We start from the raw sequence: 19,573 nt of genomic DNA, 5'->3' as shown, positions 1-19,573 counted from the left end.
GTCTGGGCCGTCGTAAGGAACGTTTGCTCGGAAGGGTTAAGGTCGTGAAAGTCGATCATCTCGTCGCTGACCGACTCGTGGTGAAAGATTTGCTTGATATCACAGAGATTGTATACGTTGCGCGCTTTCTCGGCGGCCTCCTTGGACTGGCCGTCCGACTGGGCGACGAACTCATCGACAGTCTGGGAGATAAGCGTGATTGCCGTGTTGAAATGACGACTGTGTCTGATGAACAGATCGATCATGTCTGTCGTCGCCTCCCGCCGCAACAGGTAGTGTGCCTCGTCGATCGTCACCTGCGTCCGGCGGTCGTGATCGCTGGCCGCTCGCTGGTAGATCCAGTCGAACATCACGTGCATAAACAGTGGTGCTTGCCCCGTGTCGGCAAACATCGACATGTCGATGACGACTAAACGGTTGTCGAGTTCGACGTTCGTCCGGCCGGTCAGATTGTCGTTCTCGCCGCCCTTCTGGAACGCCTCGAGACCAAGCAATAATTGGTAAGCGTACTGCTCGTCGCCATCCCGAAATCGTGTCTCGAGCTGGTCAATCTCGGGCCACACTCGCTCGTCGTTCGCATCCTCGTGGAGTTCCAGGAATTCCGATGGCAGGCCACCGTCGGCGATTTCTGCGAGGATGTCAAGGAGGTCCTCGATCGTCGGGCTCGTGTTCTCGTGGGTCGCTGTCTCTTCCGTGATACCGTACTGGAGGTAGGCAAGTCGGACCGCTCGCCGCAGGATTCCCTCCTGTTCCTTGCTTAACGACTGCTCGGCCACCGCCGAGAAATGGATGCGAAACAGCTCCATCACCGAGCGCAATTTCTTCTTAAATGGATCGTCCACAGCGTCGTCGATACCCCGCTGGATCTCGAGGGGGTTGACTGTGTTATCGCCGCCGAAGCGGATCACTTGCCCACCAAGATCGTTCGCGAAGTCGACGAAGTCTCCAAGCGGATCGAGAACCAGCATCTCGATCTCGGGGTCCATCATCAACCGATGGTACATCTCGTGTTTCTCGGCGAACGTCTTTCCGGAACCCATTGTGCCGGCGATTGCTTTCGAGTACGAGGAGAGCTCGTATCTGTCCAGGATTACGGGTGTATCCGTTGTGTCAAACCCATAGAAGATTCCCTCGGAATCGGTAATCACCGGCTCAATGAACGGAAACATCGTGCCGATGGCGGTCTCCTGCATCAACTGGGTCGACTTGATCGGATCGTCACCAAGGGGGCCAAGCGCATCCTGTGATTCGACTTGACGTTTCTCGAGGGGGACTGCTTCCGCGTTCGCGGTACTGAGCGAATCAACGACGCGTTCGGTTGCCTCGTTGAGCTCCTGTTCGGTGTCGGCAACCACTTCGATGTAGATCGCGAAGTCAAACAGCTTCGTCTCCCCGAGGATGATGTCCCAGATGAGCTCCTGGACCATGTCGCGGTCGGCCTCCTCCTCGTGGGTGTCGGTCTGGCTCTTCTCGTGTTTCTTGTGGAGGCGAGCCCGTAACTGGGTAAGGCGTTTCTGCAACTTACGGAGGACGGAGCCGGTATCGCGTGGCTGGATGTGTTGAGTGACCCGAACGTGATCGTTCGTCGTATACAGTTCATCGAGCCAGCCCAAGGGGACGCGTTCGGGGTAGCCGTGAATCGTCAACGTACGGACGAACTTGTCGTTTCGAATCATGTACCCCGATTCGAAGAAGTTGGAGACCTCTTTCAGCTTTCGTGGGGCGATAATATCCCGGTCGGCAAGCGACTGTTCGGTGTTGTCCTGGACGACACCCAGTCGGAACTCACCTTCGTCTACCTCCTCGAGTTCGAGGAGATGCTCGGCTTGCTCGCGGATGTTTTCCTTGGTAAGGTCATCGCCGTTAGCCTCGACGATCGCTGCTGCCCGGTCGAACGTCTCGTCATCGATCTCCTTGAGCGTGTGCTTACTACCCGGGGTAAGACGAGAACGAAGCCCTGAGAGGAGGCCCATCAGTACTCACCCTCCGTTTTGGTCGCTTGATTGAACTTCTCGAACTGCGGGTCGACATGGTTGTAGTAGTGGTACAGGATCTCCATGGTTTCTTGACGGTCGGTTATCTGGTCGATCGAGACCTCCGTCCGGCCGAGCTTGTTTATAATCCGGCGCTGTCGCTGTCTCACTTCGCGAATGCAGAGTTCAGTTCGTGCATCCTCGTGCGAATTGCCGAATGGCGTATAGGCGAGCACTCGTGAGCAGGCAGCGCCGATAAGCGGGAGATCGCCAAGCTGGCTCAGAACGCTTCCCGTGTCGAGATTCTTGTGGACTTGATCGGCGTCGACACGGGTGACGATGTAGAAATCGCGTTGTTTGAGGTCGGCGTCTCTGATCCGGTCGCTCGCCCACTGGATGTAGAACTTCCGTCCATACTGGAGGATCGGCGTCTCCTCTCGAGTAGTCGTACTCGATGATGCCGTGTAGAAGCGCTCGAGATGCCCCGTAAGGTCGAACGTTTTCGGGTAGCAGGGGACAGCCACGCTGAACTCAAGCGACATCAGGAAGGACATATACGCGCTCATCGTGTCGTGTCTGGCCTGTTCACTGAGCGAGAGCCAGTTCTGCGGATGGACTTTCAAGAGGCCGATATAGCTGTCTCCGTCGACGGCGATGCCATCCTCCCGGACGTAGTCGAAGCTGAGTGTCTCCTGGGTCGTTGTCGATCCACCAAGGCGATCCTTGAGGTCGAAGTGATCACGCGCTCGGGAGCGCTCTCGAGCGGTTGGGAGGTCCGTGTCGATATCGTCAAGGAATTTGTCGAGTGCTCGTAGGACCTCGAGGTCGGACTCGGGTGTAGGCGGCGTGTGGTCACTGCTGGCAGTCGGCTGGACAACGGGCTCCTCATCCTCTTCGTGTGATCCAGAGGCTGTCTCGTCGGTGGGTGCAGTTCCCATTGTCGATCACCGTCTGTCGGCTTCCGCTTCCTGCTCGGCTTCGATCGTCTCGATATCGAGGCCAGCCTGCCGAACGTAGACGACATCCTGGGCGACGGGTGTCTCTAGTTCGGGTCGCGTTCTCCGGTTGTGGTACTCGTTCGACCCGAGATGGTACTCGGCGGCGGCACGGGCGTAGCTGATGGGTCGTTGGCCAGCAGGGGAAACCAGTAGGGTGAGGATGCCGATGGCGAGTCCGATCCCGCCGGCACCCAGGAACAGTGTCCCAGTGAAGCCGAGGCTTTGGGCGATACCCATAGCCAGGAATGGAACCACGAGAACCTCGCCAGCTTCTCGGGCGGTCAACCCGAAAACCAACTTCGTATTAACGACACGCCCTGCGATAGGGAATGTTTCCATAGGCAATCTGTACGTCTTATGGATATCTAGTTAAAAGTTACTCCCAACTTTGATGTTCCAATGAAGCGCATATTTTGAACGATATTGCGATCCCGCCTACCCTTGCTGGGCACGGTCTCAAGACCGTTGGTCTGGTTGGTCTGGGAGTGACATGTGGAGATCCTCGAGCGTGAGTTCGTCAGCGTCGCGTTCGGCGGCGCGCATCGCGGCGTCGTCGACAATCCCAGCGATATCTGCGCTACTGACCCCTTCTGTCTGCTCGGCCATCTTCCTATATGCGTTGTTGTCAAGGTCCGTCGGCAGCTCGTCGAGCCGGACGCGGAAAATGGCCTCTCGAGCGTCGCGATCTGGAAGTCCGAGTTCGTACTGCTGGTCAAAGCGACCCCGACGAGTGGCCGCCTCATCAAGGAGTTCAGCGCGGTTCGTAGCTGCGATCACGAGGTAATTCGGATCGTCGGCGTCCAGGTGAGCGAGGAACTCGTTGACGACCTGGGTGTGCTCGCGATTGACGTCGCTTTCACGGGAGGCAAGCAGCGCGTCGATCTCGTCGATGAAGATCACACACCGATCGAACTGTGCGGCCTCCGCGAACAGTCGGTTGACCTGCTCGGTGGATTCATTGACCCAGCGCGATTTGATATCGCCTGCCGAGAGTTCGAGATACGGGTGGCCGAGTTCGCCAGCAATGGCTCGAGCGAACAGCGTCTTACCTGTCCCTGGAGGACCGTAGAAGAGAATGCCGTTCGGTGGGGAGATGTTGAAGCGTTCGTATGCGGCATCCAGCCGGGTCAACGGACGGATCACCGAGCGCTCAACCTCCGTTTTGAGTGACTCCATCCCACCAACGTCCGCAAATCCTGTGTCGGGCGCAGACTGCCAGCCATATTGGAGTTGGGAGGGAATGGGTTGCTCTTGAGTCGCTCCATTGCTGGGGTGAGGCGTCTTCTTGTGTTTGGTCTCGGTTTTCTCTCTCTGAGCAGCCGCGTCCACTGCGTCCGTCTGCTCCACTTCTCCCGTCGAGTTTTTCTCTTCGATAGTTTCTGTGACAGCTCCAATACCCATAGATAGCATCAGTGGAACACACGCAAGCCAGCTGGCTCCCATATACCAAGAGTTTTCAAACATAGAAGAGACTCGGAGCGGTGCAAGGATGCTTTCGAGGGTGGGCCAGTTAGTCTCCCAGACAGGTAGGAACCACACTGCTGTCAATATCGCTGTTCCAATGAAAGTTCCAACCACCCAGATACGATCCGCATGTTCCTCCTCGTCATAAAGAGGGTAGATACCAGCAGTCAAAAGCTCTGCAGTAAACGTGGGAACCATCCAAATAGCAGGGATTGCGAGTAGCGCTACAATCGGGTTGGAAAAATACGCAACAAGACGAACGATTCCCAGTGGAGCAGCTACATAGTTCGCAGTAAAGAGACTCAAAGAAATGCTGCCGACAACGACTTTCTTTAGGACACTCTTGGGTGGAGATGCTCTGTCCATCTTCCGTTAGTTATTCTTGTTGTCGTATTTATCCAGTGTCTGTTGACTCGATTCCGGGTCTGGCGATGTGTCGGCAGCGTTGGTGCTGGCTTCGACTGCGCCACCACTGGTCGATTGTTGAGTGGACGTGTCGATAACGGGGTTTTCCCGATAGCGTTCCAACCCGGCCGCCGCCCACTCGGTCGGGGATTCGTGAAGATTTCGAGGTCCGTAGGAGACTCCAGCTTTCACGTCCGAAGCTGCGCGCTTTCCACCTTTTTTTGCACCAGAGCCTAATTTTTTGCCTACACTGGCAGCGCGTGGGGTTTTCGATGCGGCTGCACTCCCAACTGCTGCTTTCGTTTGGCCGACGCGTGATCCCACGCTGCTGGCAGCACTGCTCCCCCTTCCACCCGTTAAACTGTCGCCCCACTTGGCCCCTCTCGCCCCTCCGTACCTCGCCTGTTCCATCAGTGCAGTACGTCGCGATTTTCCACCCGACTGGTTCGTTGAAGAGCTCTGAGCTTGCGACTTCGAACTGCTCTTTGCACTCCGACGGCCGAGACCTCTCGGCGACATCCCTGCCATCGCGGCAGCTTTGAGGCCGACGAGGGCAGGGGCGAGCAGTCCGATCAGCCAGAAGAGCATTGCTTCGATGAGTTCGCCAAACTCTGCCTCAGTCATTTCCTCACCCTGGACGGCGACATCCGAATACGCGCCGACGGCTGCCGCACCTGTTTGGAGTAGCCCCGCCATCACGATCCCTGCAAGCAGCATGTACGCTGTCGCTCGCAAGAGCGTTTTCGCGATCGCCGAGCTGTGGCGGAGTGGACCGAAATCCAGGTACAACATGGCCCCAAGAACAGGGAGTAAGATGAATGTCGCGTGGAAGAGGAACTCTCGGAACACAAAGACTCCGAGCGCGAGCAGGATGCCTGCGACGGAGACCAAGTTGATTATGATCCCACCGATGATGGCCCCCGCACCCAGCGAAGCTGCCCCTTCAAATCCAGCCTCGAGCACTTCGGGGCCGAACGCGTCACCGTAGTCGTCGGTGTAAATGTGCAGGATTATCGCGTTTGTCAGAAGAAGACCAAAGTGCATGATCTGACGGCCGACGGCGACGAAGATGATTACCTTCAACGTTTTCCAGACCAGCATGAAGTTCGTCACTTCCCGCTGATCGGAGAACGGAGCGGAGGCGATCCCAGCCATGAAGACGATCACCAGCAGTTGAGGGAAAATTGTCAGATTGTGCTCAAAGGCACCCTGCATTGCCGGATCATTATAGGGACTATCGAAGATGATGAACGACTCCATCCCGCCCGCAACGAGGGTAGTGATGAATCCCAGGATCCCAGTCAAAATGTAGATGAAGAAGTCGGCGATCCAATCACTGACGAACGCGACGGTGATGGCGGGATCACCTAGAAGGACGGGGAAACTCTTCTGGACCGACCCCAGTATCGTGGGGTCGACGCTTTTGGTGATGCCTTTGATCGGAACGGGCAGTCTGGGAATGGTCATTGGTTTGGCAGGGTCTCTGTTGTGGCCGTCAGCGCGGAAGCTGTGGAGTGGGTGTGCACCCACACTGTACTGGATCGAGTTCGAACGGTCATTTGTTTGCACCCCGCATGTACGCGAACGGAATGTACAAAATCACGAAGGCAATGATCGAGACGAACGCTCCAGTGAAGCTCATCAGTAGCTGGTAAATGTTGAACGCCTCTGGCTGGAATGTGGCCTGCGTCTCAACTGGACTGTAGTACACCTCTTCCGCTGGATCGGTCTCGCCCGTAAACGAAGCCCTCACGTAGAGGTCACTCCGTTCGACGACTGCGGTTCCGTCCGAGTCGGTCGTAACCTGTCCCTGGGCAGCACCGTGGAGCCAGAGTGTCTTGTTGCCAAGCGCCTCGCCGGTATCTTCCACGAAAAGGTGGAACTCTGTGTGCGTGTCGTTGAGGATCTCCGTTTCGAGTTGAGCGGCGCGCTCTTGGACAGTCTGTGTCGATACCGGTATTGGATCGCCGTGGATGTCGCGAACCTCTGTGATCGGCTGCTCTGCGTTTGTAATGGTGAGCGTCGTCTGTCCACGCGGTTCGACCGAGGAGAGATTGACGTCCTCATCGTGTGGTGCTGGCTCGGATGCGAAGCTGAAGCTATTCGAACTAGCTAGTTCTGGTGGGTTTACGAGGTTGGTTGGTTCTCCCTCAAGCGTGGGGTCCTCTCGCTGTGCGACGAGTTGCTTCTCGAGGGTGTTCGGGAACGGAACGGTTTCCTGTTGGGTCGCTGGCGCTGGTTGTTGCTTGAGCGTCTCATTCCCTGTCGACACTCCCGACGATGCGGCGTTGAGCACTGGTACCGTCGTTTCGGACTCGATTTGATCCGGCGAAATCGGTAGCTCATCACCTGGCCGATGACCCTGCGTGGCGGTCTCATACTGGCGCTGTGAGTAGACGCCCCAGATATTCTCGATCTTGCCAGCGCCTTCTTCGAACGTCGCAGTACTCCAGAGCCGACGGTCATGGAGCGTCTCCGGGCCATCGAACTCGAGGATGAGCCGGTCAATGCCGTCGTCTGATTCGATTATCGTCTGCTCGATCGACAGCTCTTGGTTCGTCGTGACGACAACGGGAGCCTCGTCTTGGACCGTGTGGGAGAGCTCGAGTGTCTCATTGTCGGTTGTATTCGACAGCATCCAGTCAGTCCCCTCACGGACGTAGGTGGTTTCCTGGACTGCAAGCCTCGAGGTGATCGTCGCTTCCACCTCCAGCGTTGTCGCCCCGCTCGCATTCGCGTCCGCGTAGTCGAGCTGGTGGGGCGTCTCTGGATCGCCACTCCAGGATTGGGACCCAATCTCAAGTGTCCGATCGGTTTCTTGATCGAGGAGTGTGACGTTGAGGCAGGTCCGGGTCTCATTGGTCGTAGTGCAGGTCCCCTCCGGGATACGAGTCGAATAATCAAGGTGGGTGTAGACCGTCCCGTCACGCGGTACCAACAATAACTCACTCTCGTTGTCCTCTTGGTCATCCGCCTTCGACTCGAGACGGGTCTGGGTCCCTTCTTCGGTTCCAAGGATCGTTACGTGAGCGTCCGTTACGAGCGTGCCGTTCGAGCGTTCCGAGTCTGGGAACCAGAGACTCGTCGACTCGTTGCGCTCGATCGATTCGAGTTGCTCAAGGCGGTACTCTTGCAGTGTCTGCTGATCCGGGCCGACCTGATACGGGGGTTGGGTCGTCGAATAGGAGAAATCGCGGGTCTGACTCAGCTCTGCTACCGAGATATTCTCTTCTTCATCGACGTCCTCGAGGTCTGGGAGTACGAACGGTGGGACTGAGCCAGCTTCGGGATCCGGTTTATCGGAGATGAAGACGTCTGTGTCGTTGGCCGTCGTCTCCGCGGTGGACATCGTCGCTGCACCACTAATTGAAAGAGCCAAGGAGACAACGAGCAGCAGTACAAGCGACAATCGTTGGCCATCCATTCGTGGTGGGGTGAAAGGGGGTCGATTGGGGGTAAGTCGTGATTCTATTAGCTGTGCTACTTAGAAGGCGATCCAGGGTGTAACCATCCCCGGGGCGAGGTTTTCGAAGAGCGTCACGAACACGTTGTAGCTAACTGAGAGGACGATCATCCCAGCGCCGCCCCACATCCCTCGCCAGCCCCACTGGGCACGGTCGGCATGTTTGCGGGAGACGAACCAGGCAGCGGCACCCACGAGAAAGACGATGACACCGATCTGGCCGAGCGTTGTTGCGACGAATGACTCAATCTCCGACAAGGAATTGTTGATCTCGCTCTGCTGGGCAGCAGCTATCCCAGTAGTTGCAATGAATGCGAACAGGACGGTCAGGACTCGGGCACCTTTCGTTTTGCGTGCCATACTCGCTCTCTTAGGTGCTAGTATTTAGATTTAATCATAGGTGCAGGTATGGATACAAGTAAACCGATCACTGTATATAGCCACAGGCAATTGCCCATGCTCCGAGGACGACTGGCGGCCACGCAATCGCCCCAATGAGTCCGACTTCGGGGCTCAATCCAAAGTCGGCCCAGGCAAATGCCGTTATCGTAGCGGCCACGATTCCCAGTACACTCGTGACGAGGAGTGGTTTTGAAATGATTACCACACTTCCCAGAAGCGTCGCTCCTACCAGGAGTACAGTCTCTCTCCCCACTGTCATCGGGGGATATCCTCCGGAGAGCGCGATCAGCCGAGCAACGAGGACGATCCACAGAGCGATTACCAGCGCAGCAAAAATCCCGCGTGCAGTTGCTCGCAGTGACCCAACCGTATACACGCGCGGGCCATCACCGACCCAGTCGCCAGTAAAGATATCGTGGTCGTGTTGGGTCTGGTGGCATGGTTCACACAGTGTTTCCAGATTCGACAGCCGGTTCGATCCACCCTTCGACAACGGAACGATGTGGTGGGCGTGGAGCCGAACCCCCTCGTCACCCGCATGCGGGCCGCTTTGTCGACCGCACGCTTGGCATGTCCAGTTGTCATGGCGGTATACCATTTTTCGGCGGGCTTCCCAGTCTGGCGGACGATTCCCTGAATACGCATCAGGATCGTCGTAGCGTGACTCAATCTGGGCCTCGAGTGTACTCATTCGATATCGACCCTCGCTTGCAGCTCGCCAAAGTCGTGCTCGACTACCGATACTGTGATCTCGAGAACCCAGCCGACCTCAGTAACCCCCTTGAGCACGCTTTTGTCAGTGTCCGAACCAAGACACCCAGCTACCCCGGTCCCGGTGAAAGCGGCGCTTGACCTAGTGAGGACTCCCCGACGACGCATATAATCCGACAGTTTGTGTCCGATCATATATAGTTACCTGGACAAATGGCAAGGGCGTTACCCCACAATGTATATAATTCTACGCGCTGTGGGGTAACGCAGAACCGGGATGACCGCAGAGAAACCAGAACCTCCCGATCTTCCAAAGACCCTCCGCGAGCCACTCGAACGCCAACCACCCGACCGCCTCGACCAAGTGAGTACATATGCTGACCAACTTGCCCACTGGAAACGCTCCGAACGCGAGCGTGAAGTCACTGAAACTCGAGAACGTGACTCAATCACTGACGATGAACAAACCACCCTCGAAGAACGGGGGATTTCGACCGATCCCACTGACTATGAGGGAGTAGCCACCAGTGGTGCGTACATCACGGTCAAGGAAACGAAACCCGGCTACAAATATTACTACTGGCAGTGGCGCGAGGGGAATTCCTGGAAGAACAAGTACATCGCACCCGTCGATCCAAAAGACTCTACCGAGTAACTATTGAGACTTAGGGTTGCAATTGACCTCCTCCCGCACCTAAAGTCGCGGGGTTAACAGCTGAGCCGATGTTAGCCGACACTCATGAAAAAGAGATACGATATTGCAATTGAAAAGCAGACAAGGATTATCATCGAGTAGTGAGGGATGATACAGCGAACTTATCTGGAAGGTCCTTGATCGTAGCGACGGTAAGCGTCATCGGACAGTGAGAAGAAGCGACTATTGAAGATATCAGTAAGTGCAGTCGATGCCGGCTTGCCAGTGAGGGTATCCTGCGGGTAAGACTCGACCTCCCCACACTCCCCCCCCGTCATCGATGTGTAAAACCCTGCGAGAGGAGTGGGGGCAGAACGTGAGAAGAGCGAAAAACGACGAAAAAGGAGGTATACACAGTAGAGGCGGTCTCAAACAGTAGATTCACGTTCTAATTCATGGTTGTCTCTAGTCTGGCAAGGTTTTATATAGTAAGCGTAATAACCATATCCGCAATAGACCTGATAGCAAGGTGAGGAAGAAATCAACTCCGACGAACTGAGCGTAGTTTCTCTTCTCATCGAGACCGTCACAATGGTTGTTTGTTGCGATATCTCCGTTCTTGTGTCCTCTGATGCCGATACAACCTCACATCCCGATCTTCGACCTTCACCTCTTTCTGCCGTTTACACTTCGATGACGGGGGGAGGGTGTTCACGAGAACATTGGGATGCAGTCTTCTGTCGCAGTTCTTGAGGAAGCTTGATAACGCCCCTGATTTTTCACTCATTGATTGTGCCAGTAACACTTTGCTGACCTTGAGATGTGTCCTTATCGGATTGGATCCAAGTTTACACATCGAAGACGGGGGGTGGGGGATCGAGAAGTTCCTCTGCGTGGCCCACCGCTAACTCACTGATTATGGAACTTCTTTAACTGTGAGTTGATGACAGTTCGGAGGAGTTCTTCTTGATCGGAAACTGCTTCCATTCGAGTATCATCGACAATCCGGTTCATCATTGCTGCGGGATCTCCTGTGAAGGTGAACTCCATGTACATTCCGCCACCACGCCCTCGACTCTTCCGGGAGGACGAGATCAGACCATACGTGGAGAGTTCTTTGACATACTTGACGTATGTCTCGCGGGTCATTTGGTCAGCATCTATTTCTTCGGTAATCCATTGATAGACCCTGAATCCAACTGGACTCGGAACGGAACTCCCTGACCAATTCGAGAAATGCGCAACAGAGGCTGTCGCGTAAAGTGAGATCTTTTTTTGGGTCGTTAGTCCCTCAACAAGTTTTAATGACCGATCCTTGTCAATTTCCTCCTGGGATTCGCGGACATGGTCTTCGCGAACCTTCTCGTCACCACGTTCATCCGCGAGATCACCGGCACCGCGAAACAAGTCAATCGCTTTTCGTGCGTCCCCATGACTCTGTGCTGCAAATGCCGATACGAGGGGTAATACGTCGTCAGTTAATGCATCAGACCGAAAGGCATCACGACGATTTTCGAGTATCTGGCGTAATTGATTCGCATCATAATCTGGGAAATAGACATCTCGCGGATTAAATGAACTCTCGGCACGACCGTCGATGTCCTCCATAAACTTCGGGTCATTCGTCAGTGCAGCAACTGATACCTGCCCTTCGATTTCGTTTGTATTACTCGCTCGTGACAGCTGGTAGAGCAGTTTTGAATAGGCAGGTTCGTCGTTTGCTCGCCGGCCGACCAAGAGGTCAATCTCGTCGAGGATGAAAATGACCGAGTCATAGTGCTCGTTGATAAGTTTATACAGTCGTCGATATTTCTGCTTCGTCGATACGCCTGTTTCAGGTACGCCGATCTTCGCGTCGACGTCCTTCGCAACGGTCTGGACGAGCTCGAAGACTGCTTGGTCGAGGGTGTTGATCGGCTGGCAGTTGATATCAACTACACCGAAGCGTTTGCCCTTCGATTGACAGAGCTCGATAATTTGTTGTGTGACTGCCCCGATGATGAGTGATTTCCCTGTCCCAGCAGGACCGTATAACAGCATATTCGGGGGGCGATTTCCTTGGAGTGTCGGCTTCAGAAATGAGACAACAGATTCAAGTTGATCGTCACGACCGACGATTCGCTCCTCATCGATGATTGTGTCTGGCTCGACAAGGTCTCGATTGACGAAGACTGATGTCTCCCCCTCATCGTCGAGCATGTCCCGGATCGATCGCTGAGTACTGTCTTCAGTAGTTACTTTATCTTGGTCCGGCACCGTGTCTCCGACAGCTTCTTCATGAGCAGTTTCTATTTGTTCTTCGTCAACTCTAGAATGCGTTCCTTCACCAAGGAGAGATTGATCCGTCCCGTCTTGATCACTACCGGTCATACGCTTAGTGTACGCCGGAGCGTTAAAAAGATTCACCCCCGTCGATGTTTATTCGGGCGATATAACTAACCTATCCCCGTAATATCCTGTTTCACGCTCTCTGTGATAGAACCGTCACCGAAGTACATTTGATAAGAGGCCCCCCGCCATCGATGTGTAATGAGGTTCGCCTCAACTTCGTGCGAATCTGAGTGTCTGTTCTTCGACACGGTCTCCGCCTCCCCCGTCATCGAAGTGTAAGCTATGCGTCTGACACCCCGGCATCGAAGTGTAAACTCTGACTCATTCGTCGCCGGTTCGAGCTGAAAACAGATCTCGAAGCTACCCTCGACATCCTCGGTGAGGATAGCCGAATTGACGATGTCGTTGTGGATTTGATTGATATCGCGACTGCGAAGAAACTGGTATAGTGTAGCCGTATCCACTAATCTAAGAGCTGTATTCGATTATGTGAGTGAGTTAACCAACAATGGATTGGATATCAATTCTCTGTTGGTTAACTTGATGATCACATCTCGCGATCGATTTCGAGCTTTCGCATTGCTCGTTCAAACACGTCGGGATGTCGATGCGCGAGATTTTCGAGATGATTCCGAATGGACTGGGCAGGGTCGACGTCGACGTCGTCCGTATCCTGGAGTTCACGCCAGAACTGATGCATCTCTTCGCTCACGGAGACGCCTATCGTGTGGTCCTTTACGCCAGTGTTGAGCGCGTCGTAGTAGGGTTCGGTATCGAAGTCTGATGCAGGTTGCTGGTCCTCTCGGTCTTTTTCCTCTGATGCCTCATCCATCGCTTCGCCGAATGGATTGTCGTTGCTCATACACCCTTATTCTTAACCTTAATATTAAAGATATGCGTCTAACGTCTCGTTCGTGATTTCGACGTCTCGTTCGGCAGCGAACTGCTGTGCGCCAGCTCGGAAGGCATGATAGCACTTCTGTCGAGTATCACGCGGGGTCCCATCACTGACCTCGACGATAGTCTCGATAGCATTCGCCGTGTAGGGGTCTGACGGATATCCAGAATCGTACTCTTCTTCACGGGCCCAGGCAAGCCACCTGGCGATGAGTTCCTCGGTTTCTGCGAATCCGAACCGTTCCAACGTTCGATCCTTTGCGACGAGTCGCGAACTGAGCGTCTCACGTAGTTCGTCAATTCGATCACCAGCACGTTCAGTTCCGAACAGGAAGAGAATGAATACAGGTTCACTTTCTCCGAGGTCACCGACGCTCTGCAACGCGGCTAGTAGCTGCTCGAAAGTTCGTGTATTCCGTGCCGCATCTTCCAGTTGGTCAACTTGGATGATACACCCGATATTGAGAGATTCGAGTTGTTCGGCAACCTCTTCGACAAGCTGACGAACTTCGTCTGTGGCATGAGGGTACGACTCTGGAATCTCGAGGTCATCGTACTCACTGAGTTCGTCAAGAAGACGCGTATAGAAGCGACGTGTCGTGATAGACTCGACTTCCCGTATTCGAGCGACTCGGAACTCATCGCTTCGAGGACCCTCTGAAAGAGCATTGTAGACGAGATCGCGGAAGTGAGATTTTCCAGCGCCCCGTTCATCGATGATCGAGATGTGACCTGCTCGATTCAGGATGTGGCTCGCAACTTCATTGAGCAGATCTTGATTCGTGCGTACCGCAATACCCGCGTCAGGAAGTGTTTCAGCCGTAAACGGAATCTTCTCTGGTTTGATCCCGAGTTGATTCGCATAGGTTTCCTGTGCCTCCTCTGTTTGATCGAGGGCTTCGGTAAATTGGTCGCTCATAGTGGAGACACATACTCAATCGACTTAAATCTAATTTGAACATTAATATTAAGATTAACCTCGGCCACTTCAGCTACGCTCTAAATTGAGTATCTATTGAGACCTGATTCTCCCGAATATGGGGAAGATACCCATCATAAAGCAAGATATTGATATCGGTACCTGCAACAACAAGTCCACAGAATTAACCAACAGATGCGCTAGCGATCAACCAAATGTTGGTTAATCCTCACTCGCTCGGATTCACTGGGCCTTTGTATTGGGATTTGATTTTATCACCTTCTCTCCACTGCCAGTAGTAATATCGATTCCCGTTGATTTCCTTCTCTGTCAGCGTCGCTTTGGTGGGGACATCTTCGGGCATATCCTCAGGGTGTTCTCGAGCAGTCTCTTCATCTTCACCCTCGTTGATCCGCTTTTCTCGCTCTTGATACTCTGCAAGTGCATCTGCATACTTGGCAATAGATCGGAGTGTTTCCGCATTACACTCATCGAGTAAGGCCGCTAACTCTCCGGGAACCTCGGGTGGGATCGTTGGTTCTGAGTACGACATGAGACGACTTAACCAACAATTGGGGCAGAAGGCATTAGTCCTGTTGGTTAAATTGGAGAGCTATTCATAGCATTTGTATTAAACAGGAAACTTGATATACGATTCATATAACAGTCCACTGAATGGGAGTCACGTTCCTCCACACTGCAGATTTCCATCTCGGAAGTCCTCTCCGCGCTGTGGAAGCGGCATCTGAATCATTGGCTGAGCGCCTGCAGCGAGCGACACACGAAGCTCTCTGTCGAGTTATCCAAGTCGCACTCGACAAGGATGTCGACTTCGTCGTCGTCGCTGGCGACCTCTACGATCAACAAGCGCGCTCCGTCTACGCGAATGAATTCCTCGTCGATCAGTTCGAGCGGCTCGAAGACGCTGAAATCCCATGTTATGTCATCCATGGGAATCATGATCCATTGGGAGCAGGGGCAGAGAAACTCCCCTTACCCAATAATGTCCATGTGTTCGGTGCAGACGACGTTGAAACGGTTCTGTACCCGAATGACGATGAACCGGAGGCTCGCATCATGGGGCAATCGTATGGAAGCCAGTGGGAGAGCAACTCCCTGTATTACCACTACACACCGCCAGATACAGCAGTCCCGAATATCGGCCTGCTCCATACGGGCCTAAATCCGGATGGTCGGCGGTACGCCCCCTGTGGGCCGAGCGACTTAGCACAGAAGGAGATCGACTATTGGGCGCTCGGGCACATCCATACGCCACAGCTGGTCGACGGAGCGCCAGCAGCGTACGCTGGTATACCACAAGGACGAAATATTGGCGAAACTGCCATCGGTGGTTGTTTGCTCGTCGACGTGGATGCAGGCAGCGATCCTGACATCGAGTTTGTTCCGACGAGCCCGATTGTCTGGCAAGAAATCGTGGTCGATCTCAGTACCGCGAGTACAGACGATGATACTCCCCTTCGTAACCTCGCAGATGCAGAAGGGTACCTCGAGGAGCGTATGCTAGATCTCCGGGCAGCGGACCAAGACTCTCTCACTGACACCCTTTCGATGCCGGTGGCTGAGACAGACTGGATGCCAGAGGGGTTTGTGTGTCGATGGACACTGAGTGGCCGTGGAGAGCTGTTTGAAGCGCTCGACGAGGAAGCAACAGATGTGCTCGCCAACCGATTGCGGGATCGCAGCAGTAGTGCCTCACCCTTTGTGTGGACCGAGTCCGTCCGTGATTACTCTGCACCACCACTTCCAGACCTCGAGACGTTGGTAGAATCGGACGAGATTATCAGCGAACTGGTTGACCTTTCCAACGAGATTCGAGAAGACGACGCGACACGAGCTGAACTGCGAGCGAAAACAGGTGATGTCTGGGAGTGGCGTGCGGACGAAGAACACGAAGACATTTCCGAGGATCGGATTGGTTTGGACGAGAAACGGCTAGACGATTTGATTGACCGTGCCGTCACTCGGTCAATCGACGAACTTGCGACGCGGAGGGACAATGCAAATTAAGAACCTCGATCTGGATGATTTTGGATGCTTCAGGCGAGCTCGACTCCAAAATGTCGATAGCGGATTGACCGTCATCGCTGGTCCACAACGGGCCGGGAAAACGACGTTTATGGAAGCGGTTCGTCATCTTGGCTATGGGATTCCTCGCGGCAATGGTCTCCCGCCAGCAACGGACCAGTATGACCTCACGGCCGATGTCGTAGTCGATGGCGCTGAATACGAGCTAGCACTCACTGGCTATGGTGATCCCGCACTAGTGCCTGTCAATGGTTCCCCCGATCGAGCACTCTCTGATGTATTCGGCAATCTAGGGCCCGCACAGTACCAGCAGCTCTTCACCATTAGCCTTGACGAACTCCGGCGTATGCCAAGGAGTCTCGATGACGACGTTAGCCTGTCTGCAATCTTACTCGGTGCGGCATATGGCGACGTTCTCACAATCCCCCAGATTCAAGCCGCATTCAGTGATCGGGCGAAATCGATCGGAGGCAAACACGGACGCTCGGTCTATGACCTTAAAGAGCCGATTAGCGAGATTCAGTCGGGGGTCGATGCGCGAGATGCCGCCGTCGCTCAGGTTGACGAGCACGATCGGAAAGAGGCTGCTCGAGACAATGTCAATTCCCGCGTAGCGGAACTCGATGAGGAGATTGCTGATCTAACAACGGAACAAACTCGTCTTAACACGGTTCTCACGGAATACGGGGAGTTCGAGACACTTCAGGAGCTGAATCTTGAACTTGATGGTACCGACCTTGACCAGGTCGATGCGTTCCCGACAGAGCAACTTGACCGCGGTCGGCAACTACAAAGTCAACTTGAGGAAGTGCAGGAGGAACTGACGACTGCAGAAGAGGAGTTCGCTCAACAGGTTACTGTAGAGGATCCCGAAGCATATCGCGACCGATTACTGGATGCTACGTCTACGATACGGGCATATAATAGGGAAATCGCTGGCTGGCGTGAGCGGGTAAATTCACTTCAGGAGCAACGGTCAGAGCTTGCGAAAGATCGTCGAAAACTTCGCTCCCGGGCAGCGGATTTGCAACCCGGGTGGGATGACGACTCCTTGCTTGACCGGGTCCGTGATGTTGAAACCGACCTGTTCTCTCGAGACGAGGTTCGGTCGATTACGCGGACCTGTGAGGATGTCCGATTCGAATTGAACGAGGTCGAGCGAAACCTGACCGAAAAGACGGCTCGTCACGAACAGCTGGAACACGAAATCGACACTGCAACCGACTCGTCATCTGAGGCATCTCTTACACTTCGTGACCAGCTTCCTGTCGCTGCAGGTGGGACGGTACTCGCGCTGATCATAGGAAGTGCGCTGGGAGTTGTTGGTGGTGCGATTCTTGGTGTCGTCATCACACTCGTGATAATACTGATCGTCGGCGCGTATGCTGCATCACAGCTTGAATTCGAGTCCCTTGAAGTCGATGGCGTATCTGTCGAGACGCTTCGGGCAGACAAACGCAGCCTGACTGCCGATATTGAAGGACTGCGCTCCCGGAAAACGGATCTCGAAACGGAGTATTCGACCGCGACCGAGCAATTGGACTCGCTTCGAGAGAAGCTTGGACTCTCAGACGATACGAGTCCGGCTGCCGTGCGAGAGTTCTATGAAGACCTCTCATCGCTCCGGAACGATCTCACAACGTTGGAAGGCGACGTTGAAGCTCTCGGCACGAAAGAGGAAACTCTCCGTTCAGACCTCGCAGCAGCCGCCGAGACCGTATCCGAACTCGGTGTTCTCGATATTGACGATAGTGACTCGCTCGAAGACGCAGAGAAATTGTTCGCGACTATCGAAAGTATTGAAGAGGATCTCGACCTTGCACAAACGGTCACTACAGCCCAGCAGACTGTCACCAGTCGCAAAGATGACCTCCGTAATCTCCTTGCCGAGTGGAACGATGCACCAGATCTCACCAATGCTGATTCAGCAACCCTCGTTCGTACTGTCGACCAGTTCCTCGAACGCGGTGAGAACGTCACTGAGCTTGTGGAAGCGCGGGAACAGCGTGACGGAATTCGCGTCCGACTCCAGCGGCGACTGACGGTCTCAGCTATCGAACCGGCGTTTGAACCGTACCGCGACTCGGAGCATGACGATGACGACTGGGCGATCGCTGCGTTCGAGCGTGTCATTGAGGCGTACGCTGATAGAGAGGCAATCGAAGAACGACTCGATACGATCGACGAAACAATCGAGAGTCTTGAAACAGAGCGATCGGAATGCGTTGAAGAGCGAGTTGAGCTTACGAAGGAACTCGAAGAGCTAGCATCCGATGATGATGTCCGCGAGGCCCACGCGACGATCGAGGCGGGACGACGTCGGCTCGAACCGCTTGCCGAAGAGTATGCGACGCACCGCATCGCGGAGTACCTGCTGAACGAACTCCACGAACGATTCATTGACCGGACGACTGGGCCACTCCTCGACGAAGCCAGCGAGATTTTCGCGCGGATTACCGACAACGCCTACACCAAAGTTGACTCCACTGAGGAATTTGACAATCTCGACTTCCAATCGGTGCTCGCTGATGGACAGACACAACAAACTGCGGAACTATCACGAGCCACCGCTGAGCAGCTCTTCCTCGCGATTCGTCTTGCTCGAATTCGTCGCCATGAGTCATCACTCCCTGTGTTACTCGATGATTCGCTGACAAACTTCGACCCCAGCCATCACGTTCGAACGCTACAGACGATCTCTGAACTCGCGGATACGAACCAAGTGTTCTTGCTGACATGCCATCCGGAACTTCTTGAACGAGTTGATACGCACATAGATAGCGCCCAGTACTGGAGTCTCGACGATGGACAGTTCAACGGTCCCTACTCGAAGCCGGACGATCCCTGCGAACTGCTGGAGCCAACCTGGTCGTAGTTATCCAGATTCTTTGTTCTCTGCGAGTTCCTTTGCACGATGCAATCGCTTCTGAAGATCTTCCCGGGGTGAGGAAGCGTTGTTGAGGTAGCGCTCGATAACCTGAACCTCATCCTCGTATCGGTTCTCCTTACGATAGACGATTGCGAGATGTTTGTAATACCACGGCGCTGGATCACCAGCATCCTCCTGTTCAGTTTGCTCAATACACCAGAGAAGCAACGATTCGGCTTCGTCGTGGCGCTGCTCTCGCTTTAGCTGTTTGATTGTATCGACTGTGTCTGTGTAGTGATTGAACGAATCGCCCGGGGAAGCCGTTGCTGAATCCTCCTTTGGGCTATCATCTGCTTTGCTTCCGAGTGTACGCAGTAATCGGCTGAACATGGTTTTTCGCGTTATATCTCCGTCATCGCATAGTCACGTACTGAAGATTTATCAAATGGGGGTGCAGACGA

General features: G+C 54.4%; 16 protein-coding genes and 1 pseudogene. 3 read left to right on the top strand and 14 right to left on the bottom strand.

Annotated elements, in window-relative coordinates; genetic code table 11:
• The 9 genes and pseudogenes from HYG81_RS44170 to HYG81_RS44130 form a co-directional block, all read right to left on the bottom strand.
• On the bottom strand, positions 1–1,973 hold a 1,973-nt coding region (locus HYG81_RS44170), incomplete at its 3' end, for a VirB4 family type IV secretion system protein (RefSeq protein WP_226778686.1).
• The gene (locus HYG81_RS44165; RefSeq protein WP_226778685.1) at positions 1,973–2,911 is read right to left on the bottom strand and encodes a TraC-like domain-containing protein; all 939 of its coding nucleotides are present in this window, start codon (positions 2,909–2,911) and stop codon (positions 1,973–1,975) included. The genes HYG81_RS44170 and HYG81_RS44165, both read right to left, overlap by 1 nt.
• Positions 2,912–2,917: 6 nt before the next feature.
• Positions 2,918–3,208 carry a hypothetical protein gene (locus HYG81_RS44160; protein ID WP_226778684.1) on the bottom strand — a complete coding sequence of 97 codons (291 nt, stop codon included), beginning with the start codon at positions 3,206–3,208 and terminating at the stop codon, positions 2,918–2,920.
• 219 nt (positions 3,209–3,427) lie between these two features.
• Entirely contained in the window at positions 3,428–4,801 is a 1,374-nt protein-coding gene (locus HYG81_RS44155) for an ATP-binding protein (protein WP_226778683.1), read from the bottom strand.
• A gap of 6 nt (positions 4,802–4,807) precedes the next feature.
• Complete coding sequence (locus tag HYG81_RS44150; protein ID WP_226778682.1) at positions 4,808–6,307, bottom strand: TrbL/VirB6 family protein; 1,500 nt, start codon at positions 6,305–6,307, stop codon at positions 4,808–4,810.
• An 88-nt stretch (positions 6,308–6,395) separates the two neighbouring features.
• Positions 6,396–8,189, bottom strand: a complete 1,794-nt coding sequence (locus HYG81_RS44145) for a DUF8186 domain-containing protein (protein WP_226778681.1) — start codon at positions 8,187–8,189, stop codon at positions 6,396–6,398.
• 135 nt (positions 8,190–8,324) lie between these two features.
• Entirely contained in the window at positions 8,325–8,663 is a 339-nt protein-coding gene (locus HYG81_RS44140; RefSeq protein WP_006111199.1) for a hypothetical protein, read from the bottom strand.
• Positions 8,664–8,730: 67 nt separating this feature from the next.
• Positions 8,731–8,964, bottom strand: a complete 234-nt coding sequence (locus tag HYG81_RS44135) for a hypothetical protein (protein WP_226778700.1) — start codon at positions 8,962–8,964, stop codon at positions 8,731–8,733.
• Between the two features lie 171 nt (positions 8,965–9,135).
• A pseudogene (locus HYG81_RS44130) lies at positions 9,136–9,303 on the bottom strand (HNH endonuclease); the annotation flags it as partial.
• A 390-nt stretch (positions 9,304–9,693) separates the two neighbouring features.
• Here HYG81_RS44130 and HYG81_RS44125 point away from each other — a divergent pair.
• Positions 9,694–10,071, top strand: coding sequence for a hypothetical protein (locus HYG81_RS44125; RefSeq protein ID WP_226778680.1), 378 nt, complete (start codon positions 9,694–9,696; stop codon positions 10,069–10,071).
• An 888-nt stretch (positions 10,072–10,959) separates the two neighbouring features.
• On the opposite strand, the gene HYG81_RS44120 is transcribed toward HYG81_RS44125, so the two are convergent.
• The 4 genes from HYG81_RS44120 to HYG81_RS44105 all read right to left on the bottom strand — a co-directional run bounded on the left by HYG81_RS44120 (position 10,960) and on the right by HYG81_RS44105 (position 14,750).
• Complete coding sequence (locus tag HYG81_RS44120; protein ID WP_226778699.1) at positions 10,960–12,249, bottom strand: orc1/cdc6 family replication initiation protein; 1,290 nt, start codon at positions 12,247–12,249, stop codon at positions 10,960–10,962.
• A gap of 679 nt (positions 12,250–12,928) precedes the next feature.
• Positions 12,929–13,243, bottom strand: a complete 315-nt coding sequence (locus tag HYG81_RS44115; RefSeq protein ID WP_006111064.1) for a hypothetical protein — start codon at positions 13,241–13,243, stop codon at positions 12,929–12,931.
• A 24-nt stretch (positions 13,244–13,267) separates the two neighbouring features.
• Complete coding sequence (locus HYG81_RS44110) at positions 13,268–14,197, bottom strand: ribonuclease H family protein (RefSeq protein ID WP_226778679.1); 930 nt, start codon at positions 14,195–14,197, stop codon at positions 13,268–13,270.
• 229 nt (positions 14,198–14,426) lie between these two features.
• Positions 14,427–14,750, bottom strand: a complete 324-nt coding sequence (locus HYG81_RS44105; RefSeq protein ID WP_226778678.1) for a DUF6788 family protein — start codon at positions 14,748–14,750, stop codon at positions 14,427–14,429.
• A gap of 122 nt (positions 14,751–14,872) precedes the next feature.
• On the opposite strand from HYG81_RS44105, the gene HYG81_RS44100 reads away from it, so the two are divergent.
• Positions 14,873–16,225: a metallophosphoesterase family protein gene (locus tag HYG81_RS44100; protein ID WP_226778677.1), complete on the top strand. Its 1,353-nt coding sequence runs from the start codon at positions 14,873–14,875 to the stop codon at positions 16,223–16,225.
• The gene (locus HYG81_RS44095) at positions 16,215–19,118 is read left to right on the top strand and encodes an AAA family ATPase (protein ID WP_226778676.1); all 2,904 of its coding nucleotides are present in this window, start codon (positions 16,215–16,217) and stop codon (positions 19,116–19,118) included. The genes HYG81_RS44100 and HYG81_RS44095 overlap by 11 nt, the downstream gene beginning before the upstream one ends.
• Here the strand turns inward: HYG81_RS44095 and HYG81_RS44090 are convergent, their stop codons facing one another.
• On the bottom strand, positions 19,119–19,502 hold the full coding sequence (locus HYG81_RS44090; RefSeq protein WP_226778675.1) for a hypothetical protein: 384 nt from the start codon (positions 19,500–19,502) through the stop codon (positions 19,119–19,121).
• Positions 19,503–19,573 lie beyond the last annotated feature (71 nt).

Origin of the sequence: Natrinema zhouii (assembly GCF_013456555.2) — an archaeon.
Classification (GTDB): domain Archaea; phylum Halobacteriota; class Halobacteria; order Halobacteriales; family Natrialbaceae; genus Natrinema; species Natrinema zhouii.
This window is presented reverse-complemented; position numbering and strand designations above follow the sequence as displayed.

What these genes read in the sequence shown, in the direction of transcription:
- HYG81_RS44165 (WP_226778685.1), bottom strand. Translation starts at nt 2,911, where the DNA reads ATGGGAACTGCACCCACCGACGAGACAGCCTCTGGATCACACGAAGAG.
- HYG81_RS44160 (WP_226778684.1), bottom strand. Translation starts at nt 3,208, where the DNA reads ATGGGTATCGCCCAAAGCCTCGGCTTCACTGGGACACTGTTCCTGGGT.
- HYG81_RS44155 (WP_226778683.1), bottom strand. Translation starts at nt 4,801, where the DNA reads ATGGACAGAGCATCTCCACCCAAGAGTGTCCTAAAGAAAGTCGTTGTC.
- HYG81_RS44150 (WP_226778682.1), bottom strand. Translation starts at nt 6,307, where the DNA reads ATGACCATTCCCAGACTGCCCGTTCCGATCAAAGGCATCACCAAAAGC.
- HYG81_RS44145 (WP_226778681.1), bottom strand. Translation starts at nt 8,189, where the DNA reads ATGTCCACCGCGGAGACGACGGCCAACGACACAGACGTCTTCATCTCC.
- HYG81_RS44140 (WP_006111199.1), bottom strand. Translation starts at nt 8,663, where the DNA reads ATGGCACGCAAAACGAAAGGTGCCCGAGTCCTGACCGTCCTGTTCGCA.
- HYG81_RS44135 (WP_226778700.1), bottom strand. Translation starts at nt 8,964, where the DNA reads ATGACAGTGGGGAGAGAGACTGTACTCCTGGTAGGAGCGACGCTTCTG.
- HYG81_RS44125 (WP_226778680.1), top strand. Translation starts at nt 9,694, where the DNA reads ATGACCGCAGAGAAACCAGAACCTCCCGATCTTCCAAAGACCCTCCGC.
- HYG81_RS44120 (WP_226778699.1), bottom strand. Translation starts at nt 12,249, where the DNA reads ATGCTCGACGATGAGGGGGAGACATCAGTCTTCGTCAATCGAGACCTT.
- HYG81_RS44115 (WP_006111064.1), bottom strand. Translation starts at nt 13,243, where the DNA reads ATGAGCAACGACAATCCATTCGGCGAAGCGATGGATGAGGCATCAGAG.
- HYG81_RS44110 (WP_226778679.1), bottom strand. Translation starts at nt 14,197, where the DNA reads ATGAGCGACCAATTTACCGAAGCCCTCGATCAAACAGAGGAGGCACAG.
- HYG81_RS44105 (WP_226778678.1), bottom strand. Translation starts at nt 14,750, where the DNA reads ATGTCGTACTCAGAACCAACGATCCCACCCGAGGTTCCCGGAGAGTTA.
- HYG81_RS44100 (WP_226778677.1), top strand. Translation starts at nt 14,873, where the DNA reads ATGGGAGTCACGTTCCTCCACACTGCAGATTTCCATCTCGGAAGTCCT.
- HYG81_RS44095 (WP_226778676.1), top strand. Translation starts at nt 16,215, where the DNA reads ATGCAAATTAAGAACCTCGATCTGGATGATTTTGGATGCTTCAGGCGA.
- HYG81_RS44090 (WP_226778675.1), bottom strand. Translation starts at nt 19,502, where the DNA reads ATGTTCAGCCGATTACTGCGTACACTCGGAAGCAAAGCAGATGATAGC.